The organism is Tsukamurella ocularis (genome assembly GCF_024807615.1).
In the GTDB taxonomy this organism is placed as follows: Bacteria; Actinomycetota; Actinomycetes; order Mycobacteriales; family Mycobacteriaceae; genus Tsukamurella; species Tsukamurella ocularis.
Genome location: NZ_JANUCJ010000005.1, coordinates 273,175 through 288,154, shown reverse-complemented (window position 1 = coordinate 288,154; position 14,980 = coordinate 273,175). Strand labels below are relative to the sequence as shown.

Here is a 14,980-nt window from a genome sequence, read left to right as displayed (position 1 = left end):
TAGTCACCGCATGATTGGCAACTGAGAAACGAGTACCCATAAGCCTGTCGTGCCCCTCCAGGAGAGTCCCCCGGCAGCAGGAGCGACGGGGGTTGAATTTGGGCAGAACCTTATAGCCGGTTAAGTGCGTCCGCAAGAGATACCGCAACGGACGTACGCTTCGTCACATCAACTAGCGACCACGGCCGTCCTGCGCTTATCTTCCCGGCCCGGGACGCCCAGAGATGTGCCGCCACAAGCCCGTCGAAGTTCCTAGTTGCGGCGCCGCTGCTGGCGACGCTGCCCGCGGACTGCGACATCGACATCGGCCGGCAACGTCCAGCGGCGGCCGTGCCCGACGGTGTTACGCAGGTCGAGCTGCACTGTTGCCTGGATTGAATCGGTGGTGTCGAGAAGTGTGATCGACTTCACCCGCCAGTACTCACCGCGGTGCCACACATGCTCACCCACAACCAGATCCCGCGCACGCTTGCGTACCGATGCGAACAACGGCTGCCGCGGCGACACACACCTCACAGTGAACGATCACGATGAACAGGCGATGAACAGTCCGCGTCGCCGCCTCTAGTGATGATCGCGGCAACATGGGGCCATGCCGTACGTCCCCGAGCCCAGCGAAGACGAGATCCGCGAACTGCTCGAGTCGATCCGGGCCGCCGCCGACCGCAAACGGGCCGCTGAACAAGGACTACCGCGCCGCCATTGCCCGCGCGCGTAGCCGGCACCTGCGTTTGTCGCACATCGCCCGCTACACCGGCGCCGGCCAGCAAGCCGTCGCGAAGATTCTCCGCCGCATCGAAGCCGACGCAGAAACCATGACCCGAGACACGCCCGTCAACTGAGAAAGGCCACACACTGCAATAGGCGAGGCCCCGATACGGGATCTGAGCCCTCCGGAGGGCTCAGATCGTGATCAGACCCGGCCCGGAGGGGGGAGAGGAGCCGGGGCCTGTTGGTTGAGCTGAGCTTTGGTGTCCTCGGCGTTCTGCTCCTGCTCCTCGGTGGCCTGGTAGACGCCAGACGTGCCCGGCTGGCTGAGTTCAATGCCTCGTTCGCCACGTCCGCCTGCGCCCCGAGAGCCGTGGCCAGGGAGAGACCCGTGGATCGGTAGGGTGCTGCGACGGTGCTCTTCTCCGCCAAGGCCTGCCGCGAGAGGGCGCGCAGCTCCTCGACCCGAGCGTTCCCGTCGCTGAGGCTCTTGAATTGATCCGACGCCTGCTCCCGGGGAGCGTCGCCGGTCACAATGTTGTCGGGCATTTGTACATTCCTTCGTTACGGCGTGATTGAGTCGGGGTTGATCGGGCGTCGGTGCTCAGCGGGAGCCCCGGTTCGGCGGGGGCCGGGAGGTCCGTGGACGGCTTCGGGTCGGTCGGGGTGATCACCGGCTGCGAAGCGGTGTCGGTCCCCTGTCCCCCACCGAGACCGATGGGCTTGTCCGGGGTCGTCGGGAACACCGTGGAGCCCTGTTCGGTGGACGGCTTTGCCGGATCACCGGTACCCGGAGCTGCCGGAGCGGCAGGTGCGCCCTCCGGCTTCGCGGGGTCACCGGGCTTGGCCGCATCACCGGTACCCGGTGCGGCAGGAGCCCCCGGAGCGCCGGGAGCAGGAGCGCCACCGGGTGCGGCGTCGGGCTTGGTCGCAGCGGGGTCACCACCGGGAGCGGGAGCACCCGGTGCACCCTCCGGCTTCGGATCACCCGGCTTGGCCGCATCCCCCGGAGCCGGGGAGCCGGTGTCGAGCGTGAAAATGCCGTCGTGCTGGCCATCGGAAGTGCTCCTCCGTGGCGTCGACGAGGAGCGCGCCGGCGATACGGTGCATGGTCACGGGTGGAACCTCCGGTGGTCGGGCAGTGATGCTCCTAGCATCGGTGAGGTGGCCACCGCTGCGCACCCGCAAACGCGCGCATTCCCAGGGCTCGCTGTGAGTCTCGACCGCGACGGCGCTGTGCCTGGGATCGTCGCGGGGGGCTCTCAGCAGCTTCACGCTCGTGCACCTGCCTCGCCGTGGTCGCAGCTCCTGCCGACTGGCCGTGGAAGCCGGTGGGGTGGAGAGCGGGCGCAGTGCGGTATTGGGGCGGATGCCGACGCAGCACGAGCAGGGCTCGGACGACTGCGGCGGAGCCAGCGGATCACGGTGCTGTTCTACGCCCACGAGGGCATGCCGTCGTCCTTCGTTGTGAGCTGAGAAGGATCACCGGCCCGGCGAATCCGCCGAGCCGGTGATCTACCTCAGCTGCACCTGTTAGGCAGCCTTGTCGGTGGTGGAATCAGTCGCCGTACCAGCATCGGTCGACGCGGACTCGGTCGCGGACGGTGCCGCCTCTGTTGCTGCTGTCTCGGCAGGAGCGGTATCAGGTTCGGACACATCCGGCTTCGTCGAGGACTCCGCCGCCGACGTCTCCGGAGCCTGCTCCACTGACGTCGGCTCCGACGGCTCTGGAGTCGGCGTTGCGACAGGGGGCTCGGGGGCAGAGGGTGCGGTCACCGTGCCTCCGCTCGTGCCGGTGGAGTCGGTTGCGGTCGAACTCTGCTGATCGGTAGCGCTCCCCGACGGTGCCTGTTCGGCACCAGTGTTGCGCGCGAGCAACGTGGACACGGGCGTTCCGCCGTCTTCCGCACGATGCGAACCGCCGGTGGTCTTCGCGGCCGCAGCGCTCGCACCCGCGTCCGACTGGGTCGGGGCACCGGGCAGGCCTGCGGACCGGTCGACGGCCTGCTGGGACAGGTCCAAGATCGACGCCGCCGCGCCGTTGAACGCCGTGCCGTACTGCTGTGTCGCGATATCGGAGAGCGGCTTGAGCACTGGGGTGACGAAAGTGGCCCAGACCGGTCCGAAGGCGGTCATAACCGGCTTGATAACGGCATCGAGGCCGAGGAGCTGGGTCAAAGAACTGACCCCCAGTGGGCCTGTGATGCCGGTGATGATGCCGCTCATCGGATCTGTGGGAAGGAGGCCGGGGGGAATGAGGCCCGCGGAGGTGTTGGGTCCGGCCTTCGTGCCGATCTGAAGCAGGTCGTCGGTGAACAGCTTGAACCCGAACAGGGAGGGTGACGTCAGGCCCATGCCATTCACGCCGAAGTTGAATCCGCCGAGCCCGTACACCAAAGGCAGGGGAATGCCCAGGGGGTTCTGGATCATCATCAGGTTCTGACCGTTGTTGACGTTGATGCCGTTGGTGCCGATGTAGTTTCCGGTGGTCACGTTGAGGTTAGTGAGGCCGAACGGAAGGAACGTGCTCAAGTTGGTCATCGTGGCACTGATCGGCGAGTAGACGCCGTTCTGGGTCGGTAGCAGGACGCTTGCGCCGAGGACGCCGACCTTCGCGATGTTGAGCGGCAGTGCAGCGCCGGCGGCGTAGATCGGCGCCGCAACGACGGTCTCCGAGCCACCGAGCCATCCTGGAATCTTAAGAGCCGCGGTGGGCATGGCACCCCACCAACCGAGCTGACCGCCCAACGGGAAGTTGTAGGTCCCACTACCCTGCGGAAGCCAAATGGTTCCCGACGGGAGTGTGCCGTTCGGGACCAGGGGGATCTCTGTCTTGCCGCCACCGAGGATCGGTGGAATCGGGATGTTGATGCCTCCGAGGTTGATGTCCCCGGGAAGGATGAGCGTCAGTCCGTCGGGCGTCTTGACGAAGGTGTTCGTGATGATCGTCTCGCCGTTGATCCCGAGGAACTTCCAGTCGTATCCGCCCTTGTACTGCGACTGGGTGATCTCGAGGCCCTTGATCAGCTCGCTCACCGCGGGGAGCCCACCGACGATGTCCCCGACCAACGGTAGCGCGAGGATCTTCTCCAGCGTCTCGCCGGCACCGATGAGAAGTGATCCGCCTGGCAGCTCGGCGGGGAACGGCAGGCTGACCTTGCCGCCACCGGGGAGGACAATATCCGGCACGACACCCGGGACTCCGGTCGGAAGCTTGATGCTTCCGATGTTCTTGAGGATCTGGGGGAGATCGGTGATCTTCGTGGCGTCGGACTGGGTGAAGGTCGATCCGAATGTCGGCAGGAGGCCGCCGGAGCCGTTTGCGATCGGGCCCCAGACGGAGTTGGCGCTCGCGTTCACATTGTTCGCGGCGTTGAGGAAGTTGTCGAGCGCGTGCGAGTAGTCGCTGATCGCCTTGCTGTAATTGGGCGGAGTGGTCGCCGCTTGCGCCGGAGCGCTCATCAGGCCGACGGCCGCGGTGGCGCCGACGGCCGTCGCGGCGACTGCGGTGCGCTTGGCGGCCAGCTTCGAGGCCTTGCGATGCTTCGCACTCATGGTGGGAGGATCCTTTCGGACGAAATGCAGATACGTTAATCGCGCATCCACCGTGAGGGTAGGACTGTTGAAGTCTGGAGTTCAGGGTTTGTGCAACAGCAAATTATGAGATTGCTACGTCATTGGTTTGCTGCTATTGCTATTGACCTGGCTGTCGCTCGCGGAAGGCCTGTCGGTAGGGTATTCGTGTCGATGGAAAGGAACCTGGATGAGTCTCGACGAGCTGTCCGACTGGCCCGTCGACAACGTCGCCGGCGCGCTCCTGCGCACGGACGTGTCGCGCACCGTCGACGCCCATGGCGACGTGGATCGGCAGTACGAATTGGCCTCGGTCACTAAGCTTCTCGTCGCCTACGGCGTTCTGGTCGCGATCGAGGAGGGGGCGATCGAACTGCGGCAGCCGGCCGGTCCGGAGGGGAGTACCGTCGAGCATCTGTTGGCGCACGCGTCGGGCGTCGCCTTCGACTCGGCGGAGATCATTGCGCCGCCCGGTGCGCAGCGCATCTATAGTTCGTACGGATACGAAATTCTCGCGGATCTCGTCCAGAAGGAATCGGGAATCGCCTTTCCCGACTACCTCGTCGAGGGGATTTTCGACCCGCTCGGGATGCGGAACACCGCACTGACGGGGCCGGCCGGGCACGGCGCCCGGTCGACGGTGTCCGATCTGGCCCGGTTCGCCGCGGAGGTCTCCTCGCCGACGCTCCTCGACCCGCACACCGTCGACACTGCGCGCGCGGTCCACTTTCCGGGCCTCCCGGGCTTCGTGCCCGGCTACGGGAAGTTCGCGGACAACACCTGGGGGCTCGGCCTCGAGGTGAAGGGTGGCAAGCGGATGCACTGGACGGGCACGCGGAATTCGCCGCGTACCGTCGGGCACTTCGGACAGGCGGGGACGTTCCTGTGGATCGACCCCGATCTGCAGCTTGCGGCGGTCGTCCTCACCGACCGGCCGTTCGGTGCTTGGGCCAAGCCGTTGTGGTCCGATTTCAACGATCGGCTGATTTCTCAGGAACTTCAAGGCGAGTAACTGGCGCAACACGCGCATCATGGTGCACAATGGCTTCATAACTACATCGATGTGATAAAGCGCAGCTGGTAGCCGGCGCGTTTCGACAGGTGGCTTGGGGAAGACGTCCTCGTCGAAACGAAGAAGGTGGCAACCATGCAGCAGCTGAGTCAGTTTGCAGAGGTGACGACGGGAGTCGTCTGGATCCACGCCGCACCTGCTGCACTGTGCCCGCACGTGGAGTGGGCGCTGTCGAGGACCCTCGACGCCCGGGCCACTCTCAAGTGGTCCGCGCAGGAGGCTGTCCCCGGCATGCAGCGTGCCGTCGTCGACTGGGTTGGCCCGGTCGGCAGCGGTGCGCGGATGGCGAACACCCTGAGGGAGTGGAACTCCCTCAGGTTCGAGGTCACCGAGGACCCCTCCGAGGGGGTTGACGGTGAGCGGTTCTGCTATGCCCCGGGGCTGGGGCTGTGGCGCGGCACCATGAGCGCGTCCGGCGACACCTTGCTCGGCGAGGCGCAGCTGCGCTCGATGATGCTCGACCAGGGGCCCGAGGGCCTGCAGACGTCCCTCGACTCGCTCCTGGGCACCGCCTGGGACGACGCCCTCGAGCCCTTCCGCATGTGCGGCCAGGGCGTCGAGGTCACCTGGCTGTCCCAGGCCGTCGGCTGAGACCTGCCTGAAACCCGGCCCTGGCGGGCGAGCGCGGCGCTTCGGCGACGGCGCCCCGCCGGGACCGGGACACGGGCGAGGAATCTCGCGCGATTCCTCGAGCGCAGAAAGTTGTCGGCCCGATCTGCCACCATCGGGACATGGCACTCTCCACGTCCGAGAAGCAGGAATTCTTCGCCCAACCCCATGTCGCGGCGTTCTCCGTCGCCGAGCCCGGTCGCGGCCCACTCACCGTTCCCGTCTGGTACGCCTACGAGCCGGGCGGAAAGCCCTGGATCACCATCGGTCCCGGGTCCCGCAAGGCGACCGCGCTCGCGGCGGCCGGCCGGTTCTCGCTGATGGTCGACACCGTCGAGCCGCGCACGATGTATGTGAGCGTCGAGGGCACCGTCGCCGAATCGCGCCCTTCGACCGATGACGAGGTTCGCTCGATGGCGGCCCGCTACCTCTCCGGCGCCGCGCTCGACGGTTACCTCGAGTTCGCCTTCGGCCAGCTGGGGGAGCACCTCACCGTGGTTCTCGAGCCAGAGCACTGGCTGGGCGCCGACCTCACGATGTGATCGCCCGACGGTGCCGGAGCCGCCGGCACCGTCGGGGCGTTCAGTACTTGACCCGGCGAGCCGTCGTGGGTGCGTTGGTGCACGTGCCACGCACCCCGCACCACGTCCCGGTGGGTTGGGCGCCGGGCATGATCACCTCGCGAACCGCCTTGTCGGGCAGGGGGAACGGGATGTTGACGGTGTCGAACTGCCAGCCGGACGGCCCGCGAGTGGTATGTATGCCGGATCAGAATGGCTGCGCCCCAGGCCGGTTGACACGCGTAGCGGACGCCACGACGGATTGTGCTGACCTGCGCACCGGCACCGTCGGGACATGCGAAACCGGTCGCCGAAGAGATCCTCGACGACCGGCTTCTGGAGAAAAGCTCAGTACTTGCCGAACGCCAGCGCCACGTTGTGACCGCCGAATCCGAAGGAGTTGTTCAGCGCGTAGGAGATGTCGCCCGTGCGGGCGGCGCCGTGAACCACGTCCAGCTCGATCTCCGGATCCTGATTCTCCAGGTTCAGGGTGGGCGGGATGATCCCGTCGCGGATCGAGAGTACGGTCAGGGCGGCTTCCAGGGCGCCCACGGCGCCGATCGAGTGACCCAGCGCGCCCTTGGGCGCGTAGACCGCGGCCTCCGTGCCGACGACCGCGTTGATGGCTTTCGCCTCCGCGGTGTCGCCGATCGGCGTGGCCGTGGCGTGAGCGTTGATGAAGTCGATGTCGGAGCGGCTCAGGCCTGCGGTCTCCATCGCCCGCTTCATCGCGCGAGCGGCGCCGCCGCCCTCCACGTCCGGGGAGACCATGTGGTAGCCGTCGGAGGTGATGCCGGCGCCGAGCAGCCGGGCGATCGGCTTCGCGCCGCGCGCCAGGGCGTGCTCCTCGGTCTCGATGATCATGAGGGCCTGCGCCTCGCCGAAGACGAAGCCGTCGCGGTCCTTATCGAACGGACGTGAGGCGGCCTGCGGGTCGTCGTTGCGGGTCGACAGCGCGCGCATCATCGCGAAGGAGGCGATGGGCGGCGAGTCGATCCGGCCCTCCACGCCACCGCAGACCGCGATGTCGGCATCACCGAGCACGATCTGGCGCCAGGCATGGGCGATGGCCTCGTTGCCCGTCGAGCAGGCCGAGACCGGCGCGATGGCACCCGCACGGGCACCGATCTCCAACGCCGAGACGGCGCAGGCGCCGTTCGGCATGGACATCTGTACGGCGAACGGCGAGACCTTGCGGACGCCGTGATCGCGCAGCGCGTCCACGGCCTCCACCATCGTCTCGCCGCCGCCGAGGCCCGTGCCCACGACGGCCGCGAGGCGTGTCGGGTCGACATCGGGCCGACCGGCCTTGTCCCACAGCCGCTTGGTCATCACGTGGGAGACCTGCTCGACGTAGGACATGCGCCGCTTCGACACATGTTGTTTGCTGATGTCCCCGGCGTACTGGCGGTCGGGCCGCTCCGGTACGTCGTCCGACGGGTCCGACAGCAGCTGGCCGCCGAACCGGACCGGAAGGTCGGGGATCTGCACGCCGATGAAATCTCCCTCGAGCGGACGGATGCCACTCTTACCATCGAGCAAACCCCGCCAGGTGGCGTCGGTATCGACGCCGATCGACGTGGTCAGCTCGATGGCGGTGACGACGACACTCGGGAAGTCGCCACCGCGCGTCGAGAAATTCCTCAGCGAAGGCAAGGGCTTACTTGCCCTTCTCGGCCTCGTACTTGCCCTTGAGCTCGGCAGCGAGATCAGCGTTCTCGGCCTCGAGCTTCTGGATGTACGAGACGGCGTCGCCGACGGTCTTCAGGCCCGCGAGGTCCTCGTCCGGCACCTTGACGCCGTACTTGTCCTCGAGCTGCACGGCGATCTCGACCATCGACAGCGAGTCGATGTCCAGGTCGTCGATGAACGCCTTGTCCAGGGTGACCTCGGAGGGCTCGATGCCGGTGACCTCTTCGATGATCTCGGCGATGGCGGCGACGATTTCGTCCTGGCTGGTGGCCACAGTGGGTCCCTTTCCTTGTGTGACCCGACCCGCGATTTCGCGGAGACGGGAGTCTATCCGTGCGACGACGGGCGTCGCGGGGTCCGACGGTGCCGGGCGGCCCGTCGAGTGGTCTGAATCGCTACTGCGCGGGGGTGAACAGCTCGGTGAGGTCGGCCGGGGTCTTGACGGCGACCTGCGGCACACCCTTGAGCTCGCGCTTGGCGATGCCCACGAGGGCGCCGGCCGGGGGCAGCTCCACGACCATCGAGACCTCGGCCTCGCGCATCGTGGCGGTGCACAGGTCCCAGCGGACCGGGCGGGTGACCTGCGCGACGATCTGCGACAGTGCGGCCTCGCCGGAGGTGACCGGCTTGCCGTCGCGGTTCGACAGCAGCGTCAGCTGCGGGTCGCGCGGGGTGATGGCCTGCGCGGCGGCCGCGACGGCCTCCTGCGCGGGGGCCATGAACTCGGTGTGGAAGGCGCCGGCCACGGCGAGCGGGCGCAGGCGCGCCTTGTCGGGGGCGTTGTCGGCGAGCTTCTGCAGGTTCTCGACGGTGCCGGCGGCCACGATCTGCCCGGAGGCATTCATGTTGGCAGGGACCAGGTCGAAGGACTCGAGCGTGGCGAGCACGTCCGCCTCGTTGCCGCCGAGAACGGCGGTCATCGACGTGGGAACCAGGGCGCACGCGGCGGCCATGGCGCGACCACGGATGGCGGCCAGGCGCACGGCGTCGTCGGCGGAGATGACACCGGCGACGGCGGCGGCGGCCAGCTCCCCGACGGAGTGGCCGGCGACGACCGTGTCCGACGGCTGCGTGCCCATCTGCTCGAAAGCGAGCAGCGCGGCGGCCACTACGAGCGGCTGAGTCACGGCAGTGTCCGTGATCTCGTCGGCCTCGGCGATGGTGCCGAGGCGGACCAGGTCGAGATCGGCGATCTCGGACCAAGCGCGCAGGCGCTCCACGGCAGAAGGCTGATCGAGCCATGCGGTCAGCATGCCGGGCTTCTGGGAACCCTGTCCGGGTGCGAGCAGTGCAATCACGTGTACCAGGAAACACCCCGGGAACCTGAAAAGAAGGTGTTGGAGCCTGAGAACCTGACTCATTGAATTTGTGGGGTTTCCACAAAAGTGCTGCTCAGCGAGTCCTGCCTGTTACCAGAGTGTTATGTGTGACTGGATTAGCTCAGCGAGATGTCTGTGATCCGCGTCATAGCGGCGGGGGTGAACCGGTCAGGATTCGCCGCTGCAAGACGCCCGATCGTCGCTGCCACACGCAGCACGAAGGCGTCGCGCGGGTCCTGCGGGTCCCGCCCGGTGATCTCGGCGATCTTCTTCAGGCGGTACCGCACCGTGTTGGGGTGGACGAACAACTCGCGCGCGCACGACTCGACCGCGCCGCCTGAGTCCAGATAGGCGTCCAGCGTGTCCGACAGGGCGGAACCCGCTTCTTCGAGTGGCTTCACCAGGAGTTCGTAGAGAGTGCGGCCGGCGTGCGTGTCGCCGATCAGCGCGCGCTCCGGCAGAAGCTCCCAGCTGTGCACCGGGCGCGGTGCGCCGGGCCAGCCCGCGACGGCATTGACGCCCGCGATGGCCTCGACGGCCGAGGCGTGGGCGTCTTCCAGCGTCGGCGTCGTGTGCCCGATCACGACGGGTCCGTCGGCGAAGTGGCGCATGAGTGCGTCGGCGAAGGCGTCTCCGGTCGTCACAGCGCCGCTGACGATGACCACCAATTTGGTGCCTTGGACAACGGCGAGCGCCGACCGGCCATGCGACCGGGCGGTGTCGTGCACCGATCCGGCGACGGAGACGTTCTGGTCCGGTGGAGGATTGCCGACGATGACGGTGGCCGACGCCACCGGGTCCCAGTTCAGCGCCGCGGCCCGGGAGAGCAGGTTGGCGCCGGTGTCGCCGCGGACTACCGCGTCGACCACCAGCGCCTCCATCCGTGAGTCCCACGCGCCCCGAGCCTCGGCTGCCGAAGCGTAGATCGATGCGGCGCCGAAGCCGATCTCGCGGCCGTACCGCAGCACCGCCTCGGTGAGCGAGATGAGCTGGTCCTCGTTGCGGGCCAACAGCGGCAGCCAGCGTTCGAAGAACTCCATCGCCACGCGGACCATCTCCACGGTCTGCAGGAGAGAGACCCTGCGGGCCAGGTCCTGCGGCACCGTCTGGAACGAGGCGACCGTGTACTCGACGTTGCTCGGGTTCTCGATCCACTCGGCGAAGTTGACGACCGCCGTCTGCACGACCAGCTGGATCGACGCCCGCTGGCTGGCCTCCAGGTCCGCGAAGTACGGGAGCTGCTCCTCCATGGAGCGCACCGCCTCCGTCGCGACGCGGCCCGAGTACTGGCGGATCCTGGCGAGGATCGCCTCGGGCAGCACGTCGCGAGGCTCGGGGCGCTTCCGGTTGAAGCTCCCCTTCCCCGGCTTCCCGGGGAGGGGGAACGAGCCCGTATCAGCGGTCATGGAGTCCTAGGCTACGCCGGGGTCCGACGTCTGCTTCGGGGCGGCGAGCACGTCGTCGATCCGGTACCGCTTCGCGGCGTCCGCGGCGACCGAGAAATCGAGTGCGCCGTCGCGCGCGAGCCCCAGGAGAACGCCCACGACGATCGACTCGGCGTCCACGTTGAAGTACCGCCGGGCCGCCGGGCGGGTGTCCGAGAAGCCGAAGCCGTCGGTGCCCAGGGTGACGTAGGTGCCGGGCACCCACTGCCGGATGAGGTCCTGCGTGCCACGCATGAAGTCGGACGCCGCGATCGTCGGGCCCTCGGTGCCGCCGAGGACCTGGGTGACGTGCGGCGTGCGGAACTCGGCGCCCGGGTCGCGCAGCGCCGCCTTCTCCGACTCGATGCCGTCACGCGACAGCTCGACCCAGCTGGTCACCGAGAACACCGACGCGGAGACGCCCCACTCGTCGGCTAGCATCTGCTGCGCCTTGAGCGCGTCGGGCATCGTGACGCCCGACGCAAGGATGTTCGCCTTCTTCTCGTGCGCGGTGTCGGCCGGCTTGAACAAGTACAGGCCCTTGAGCAGGCCGTCGACATCCAGGTTCTCCGGCTCCGCCGGCTGGTGGATCGGCTCGTTGTAGACGGTGATGTAGTAGTAGATGTTCTCTGGGTTCTCCCCGTACATCCGTCGCAGGCCGTCGATCACGATGTGCGCGAGCTCGTACGCGAACGCGGGGTCGTACGCGACGACCGCCGGGTTGGTCGACGCGAGCACGTGGCTGTGGCCGTCGGCGTGCTGCAGGCCCTCGCCGGTCAGCGTGGTGCGGCCGGCGGTAGCGCCGAGCACGAAGCCGCGGGCCATCTGGTCCGCAGCGGCCCACAGGCCGTCGCCGGTGCGCTGGAAGCCGAACATCGAGTAGAAGATGTACAGCGGGATCATCGGCACGTCGTGCGTGGCATAGGAGGTACCCACCGCGGTGAACGACGCCGTCGAGCCGGCCTCGTTGATGCCCTCGTGCAGGATCACGCCCTGCGGGTTCTCCTTGTACGCGAGCATCAGCTGCGCGTCGACCGCGGTGTACGTCTGGCCGAGGCGGTTGTAGATCTTCAGCGTGGGGAACCAGCTGTCCATGCCGAAGGTGCGCGCCTCATCGGGAATGATCGGCACGATGCGGGGCCCGACCTCCGGGTCGCGCAGCAGCTCCTTGAAGATGCGCACCACGGCCTGCGTGGTCGCCACCTCCTGCTTGCCCGAGCCCTTGAGCATCACCTTCACCGCGTCGATGCCGGGGGTCTGGAGCACCTGGGCCTTCGTGCGCCGCGTCGGCAGGAAGCCGCCGAGCTGCTTGCGGCGATCCAGCATGTACTGGATCTCCTTCGACTCCGGTCCCGGGTTGTAGTACGGCGGGAGGTAGGGGTCCTTCTCGAGCTCGGCGTCCGAGATCGGGATCCGCAGGTGATCGCGGAAGCCCTTGAGGTCGTCGAGGGTGAGCTTCTTCATCTGGTGCGTGGCGTTGCGGCCCTCGAAGTTGTGGCCGAGGCCGAAGCCCTTGACGGTGTGCGCCAGGATCACCGTCGGTTGGCCCTTGTGCTCCATCGCCGACTTGTACGCCGCGTACAGCTTGCGGTAGTCGTGGCCCCCGCGGCGCAGCCCCCAGATCTGCTCGTCGGTCATGTCCTGGACCAGTTCCTTGGTCCGCGGGTCGCGGCCGAAGAAGTGCTCACGCACGAACGCGCCGTCGTTCGCCTTGAAGGTCTGGTAGTCGCCGTCGGGCGTGTTGTTCATGATGTTGACGAGCGCGCCGTCGCGGTCCTTGTGCAGCAGCTCGTCCCACTCGCGGCCCCAGATCACCTTGATCACGTTCCAGCCGGCGCCGCGGAAGAAGGACTCCAGCTCCTGGATGATCTTGCCGTTGCCGCGGACGGGACCGTCGAGGCGCTGCAGGTTGCAGTTCACGACGAAGGTGAGGTTGTCGAGGCCCTCGGTCGCGGCGATCTGGATCTGGCCGCGCGATTCGGGCTCGTCCATCTCGCCGTCGCCGAGGAAGGCCCAGACGTGCTGATCGGAGGTGTCCTTGATGCCGCGGTCGTGCAGGTAGTGATTGAACCGCGCCTGCTGGATGGCGTTCATCGGGCCGAGGCCCATCGACACCGTCGGGAACTCCCAGAAGTTCGACAGCAGCCGGGGGTGCGGGTAGGAGGGGAGGCCCTTGCCCTTGTCCTCGTGCGACTTCTCCTGGCGGAAGCCGTCCAGGCGCTCGGCGGGGATGCGGCCCTCGAGGAAGGCGCGGGCGTAGATGCCGGGGGAGGCGTGGCCCTGGATGAAGACCTGGTCGCCGCCGCCGGGGTGCTCCTTGCCGCGGAAGAAGTGGTTGAAGCCCACCTCGTACAGCGACGCCGCGCCGGCGTACGTCGAGATGTGGCCGCCGACGCCGACGCCGGGGCGCTGCGCGCGGTGCACCATGATCGCGGCGTTCCACCGGATGTAGGCGCGGTAGCGGCGCTCGATCTCCTCATCGCCCGGGAACCAGGGCTCGAGATCGGTGGGGATGGTGTTGACGTAGTCGGTCGACGTGAGCGACGGAATCGACACGCGCTGCTCGCTGGCGCGCTCGAGCAGGCGCAGCATCAGGTAGCGGGCACGGGCGGGGCCGTGGGTCGCGATCAGGTCGTCGAAGGACTCGATCCACTCGCCGGTCTCGTCCGGATCGATGTCCGGGAGGTACGACGCCACCCCCTCGCGAATCACGCGGACGCGGTCCGGGCGAACGTCGTTCGACGGTGCGGATCCTTGTCCTGGGGCGGGTGCCGGGGTGGTGGCGGTCGAGTCTGTCACTGGTGCTCCTCACGGGTCGCGAAGGCGGTGCGTAGGTCTGCGGTGTGTCGCAGATCCCATCCTGCCGCATTGGAAAGTTACTCGACAGTCGTATTCCGCGTGGTGGAATTAGCCAGGGTCTGCCGCGCGAGTTCGGCGTACCCCGCTTGCGCGCACGCGTAGGTGCCGTAAGTTGACACCGAACAGCTGTATGCGGGTGGCAACGGGCCGGCCGCGCTGATGCGAGGAGGCTCCCACCGGTGTCCACGAATGGGTCATTCGCCCAGAAGATGGGCCTGCAGCCCGGCAACATCGTGCAGGAGATCGGTTGGGACGACGACACCGACGATGACCTGCGCCTTGCCATCGAGGAGCTCACCGGCGCGGAGATGCTCGACGAGGACACCGATGAGGTGATCGACGTGGTCGTGCTGTGGTGGCGCGATGACGACGGGGACCTCGTCGACACCCTCATGGACGTGATCACCCCGCTCTCCGACGACGGCTACGTCTGGGTGCTCAGCCCGAAGACCGGCCAGCCGGGCCACGTGCAGCCCAGCGAGATCGCCGAGGCCGCGCCGACGGCCGGCCTCACGCAGACCTCGTCGACCAACCTCGGCTCCTGGATCGGCTCGCGGCTCGTGCAGCCGAAGTCCGGCCGCGTGGCGAAGCGTTGAGCTCAGCCGTTCCCGCCGGACCGCTGCTAGTGGGCGCCGACGCCCCCTCGTTCACCCTGCGCGACCAGAACAACCGCCCCGTCTCGCTCGAGACCTACCGCGGGCGTAAGAACGTGCTGCTCGTCTTCTTCCCGCTGGCCTTCACGGGCACCTGCGAGAGCGAGTTGGGCGGGATCCGCGACTCGCTGCCGTCGTTCGAGAACGACGATGCCGCCGTGCTCGCCGTGTCCGTGGGTCCGCCGCCCACACACAAGGTGTGGTCCGGCTCGCAGGGGTATCTCTTCCCGATCCTCTCGGATTTCTGGCCGCACGGCGAGGTCGCGAGCGCGTACGGCGTGCTCAACGGCAAGAACGGCTACCCGAACCGCGGTACCTTCGTCATCGACCGCGAGGGCGTGATCCGGTTCGCCGAGATGAACGAGCCCGGCGTCCCGCGTGATCAGTCGCTTTGGGAAGACGCCCTCTCTGCGCTATCTTCGACCGGCAAGCGCGTGTAGCTCAGTTGGTTAGAGTCCTGGTCTTACACACCAGTTGTCGGGGGTTCGAGTCCCTCCGCGCGCACCACGGC

Annotated in this window: 12 protein-coding genes and 1 tRNA gene; 6 read left to right on the top strand and 7 right to left on the bottom strand. The window is 67.5% G+C overall.

The genetic code is table 11. The annotated features are described in order from the left end of the window. Positions 1 to 252: 252 nt before the first annotated feature. Both HNP44_RS20155 and HNP44_RS20150 read right to left on the bottom strand, forming a co-directional pair. Positions 253 to 507 carry a hypothetical protein gene (locus HNP44_RS20155; protein ID WP_259144287.1) on the bottom strand — a complete coding sequence of 85 codons (255 nt, stop codon included), beginning with the start codon at positions 505 to 507 and terminating at the stop codon, positions 253 to 255. 1,734 nt (positions 508 to 2,241) lie between these two features. Then, positions 2,242 to 4,263, bottom strand: coding sequence for a hypothetical protein (locus HNP44_RS20150; protein ID WP_259144288.1), 2,022 nt, complete (start codon positions 4,261 to 4,263; stop codon positions 2,242 to 2,244). Between the two features lie 208 nt (positions 4,264 to 4,471). On the opposite strand from HNP44_RS20150, the gene HNP44_RS20145 reads away from it, so the two are divergent. The 3 genes from HNP44_RS20145 to HNP44_RS20135 all read left to right on the top strand — a co-directional run bounded on the left by HNP44_RS20145 (position 4,472) and on the right by HNP44_RS20135 (position 6,504). Beyond that, a complete protein-coding gene (locus tag HNP44_RS20145) occupies positions 4,472 to 5,293 on the top strand; it encodes a serine hydrolase domain-containing protein (RefSeq protein WP_259144584.1) in 822 nt (273 codons plus the stop codon). Positions 5,294 to 5,428: 135 nt separating this feature from the next. Continuing rightward, positions 5,429 to 5,944, top strand: coding sequence for a DUF3145 domain-containing protein (locus HNP44_RS20140; protein WP_259144289.1), 516 nt, complete (start codon positions 5,429 to 5,431; stop codon positions 5,942 to 5,944). A 140-nt stretch (positions 5,945 to 6,084) separates the two neighbouring features. Further along, positions 6,085 to 6,504, top strand: a complete 420-nt coding sequence (locus HNP44_RS20135) for a pyridoxamine 5'-phosphate oxidase family protein (RefSeq protein ID WP_259144290.1) — start codon at positions 6,085 to 6,087, stop codon at positions 6,502 to 6,504. 366 nt (positions 6,505 to 6,870) lie between these two features. Here the strand turns inward: HNP44_RS20135 and HNP44_RS20130 are convergent, their stop codons facing one another. From HNP44_RS20130 to aceE, 5 genes are all read right to left on the bottom strand, one after another. Then, a complete protein-coding gene (locus HNP44_RS20130) occupies positions 6,871 to 8,178 on the bottom strand; it encodes a KasA/KasB family beta-ketoacyl-ACP synthase (RefSeq protein ID WP_374758814.1) in 1,308 nt (435 codons plus the stop codon). 4 nt (positions 8,179 to 8,182) lie between these two features. Continuing rightward, positions 8,183 to 8,488: a meromycolate extension acyl carrier protein AcpM gene (acpM, locus tag HNP44_RS20125; protein WP_259144291.1), complete on the bottom strand. Its 306-nt coding sequence runs from the start codon at positions 8,486 to 8,488 to the stop codon at positions 8,183 to 8,185. Positions 8,489 to 8,609: 121 nt separating this feature from the next. Further along, the gene (locus tag HNP44_RS20120) at positions 8,610 to 9,512 is read right to left on the bottom strand and encodes an ACP S-malonyltransferase (protein WP_259144292.1); all 903 of its coding nucleotides are present in this window, start codon (positions 9,510 to 9,512) and stop codon (positions 8,610 to 8,612) included. Positions 9,513 to 9,649: 137 nt separating this feature from the next. Then, positions 9,650 to 10,939 carry a PucR family transcriptional regulator gene (locus HNP44_RS20115; protein WP_259144293.1) on the bottom strand — a complete coding sequence of 430 codons (1,290 nt, stop codon included), beginning with the start codon at positions 10,937 to 10,939 and terminating at the stop codon, positions 9,650 to 9,652. A gap of 6 nt (positions 10,940 to 10,945) precedes the next feature. Further along, positions 10,946 to 13,669 (bottom strand): pyruvate dehydrogenase (acetyl-transferring), homodimeric type, encoded by a 2,724-nt coding sequence (gene aceE, locus HNP44_RS20110; protein WP_374758816.1) that lies wholly within the window; start codon positions 13,667 to 13,669, stop codon positions 10,946 to 10,948. A 356-nt stretch (positions 13,670 to 14,025) separates the two neighbouring features. On the opposite strand from aceE, the gene HNP44_RS20105 reads away from it, so the two are divergent. From HNP44_RS20105 to HNP44_RS20095, 3 genes are all read left to right on the top strand, one after another. After that, a complete protein-coding gene (locus HNP44_RS20105) occupies positions 14,026 to 14,412 on the top strand; it encodes a DUF3052 domain-containing protein (protein ID WP_224647669.1) in 387 nt (128 codons plus the stop codon). Next, positions 14,409 to 14,909 (top strand): peroxiredoxin, encoded by a 501-nt coding sequence (locus HNP44_RS20100; RefSeq protein ID WP_259144295.1) that lies wholly within the window; start codon positions 14,409 to 14,411, stop codon positions 14,907 to 14,909. Before HNP44_RS20105 ends, HNP44_RS20100 begins: the two co-directional genes overlap by 4 nt. Beyond that, positions 14,900 to 14,976 (top strand) — tRNA-Val (locus HNP44_RS20095). The genes HNP44_RS20100 and HNP44_RS20095 overlap by 10 nt, the downstream gene beginning before the upstream one ends. The last annotated feature ends 4 nt before the right edge of the window (positions 14,977 to 14,980 follow it).

Bases quoted from the DNA above. Each gene is read 5' to 3' on its own strand.
- HNP44_RS20135 (WP_259144290.1), top strand. From the start codon at position 6,085: ATGGCACTCTCCACGTCCGAGAAGCAGGAATTCTTCGCCCAACCCCAT.
- HNP44_RS20115 (WP_259144293.1), bottom strand. From the start codon at position 10,939: ATGACCGCTGATACGGGCTCGTTCCCCCTCCCCGGGAAGCCGGGGAAG.
- HNP44_RS20150 (WP_259144288.1), bottom strand. From the start codon at position 4,263: ATGAGTGCGAAGCATCGCAAGGCCTCGAAGCTGGCCGCCAAGCGCACC.
- HNP44_RS20105 (WP_224647669.1), top strand. From the start codon at position 14,026: ATGGGCCTGCAGCCCGGCAACATCGTGCAGGAGATCGGTTGGGACGAC.
- HNP44_RS20140 (WP_259144289.1), top strand. From the start codon at position 5,429: ATGCAGCAGCTGAGTCAGTTTGCAGAGGTGACGACGGGAGTCGTCTGG.
- HNP44_RS20145 (WP_259144584.1), top strand. From the start codon at position 4,472: ATGAGTCTCGACGAGCTGTCCGACTGGCCCGTCGACAACGTCGCCGGC.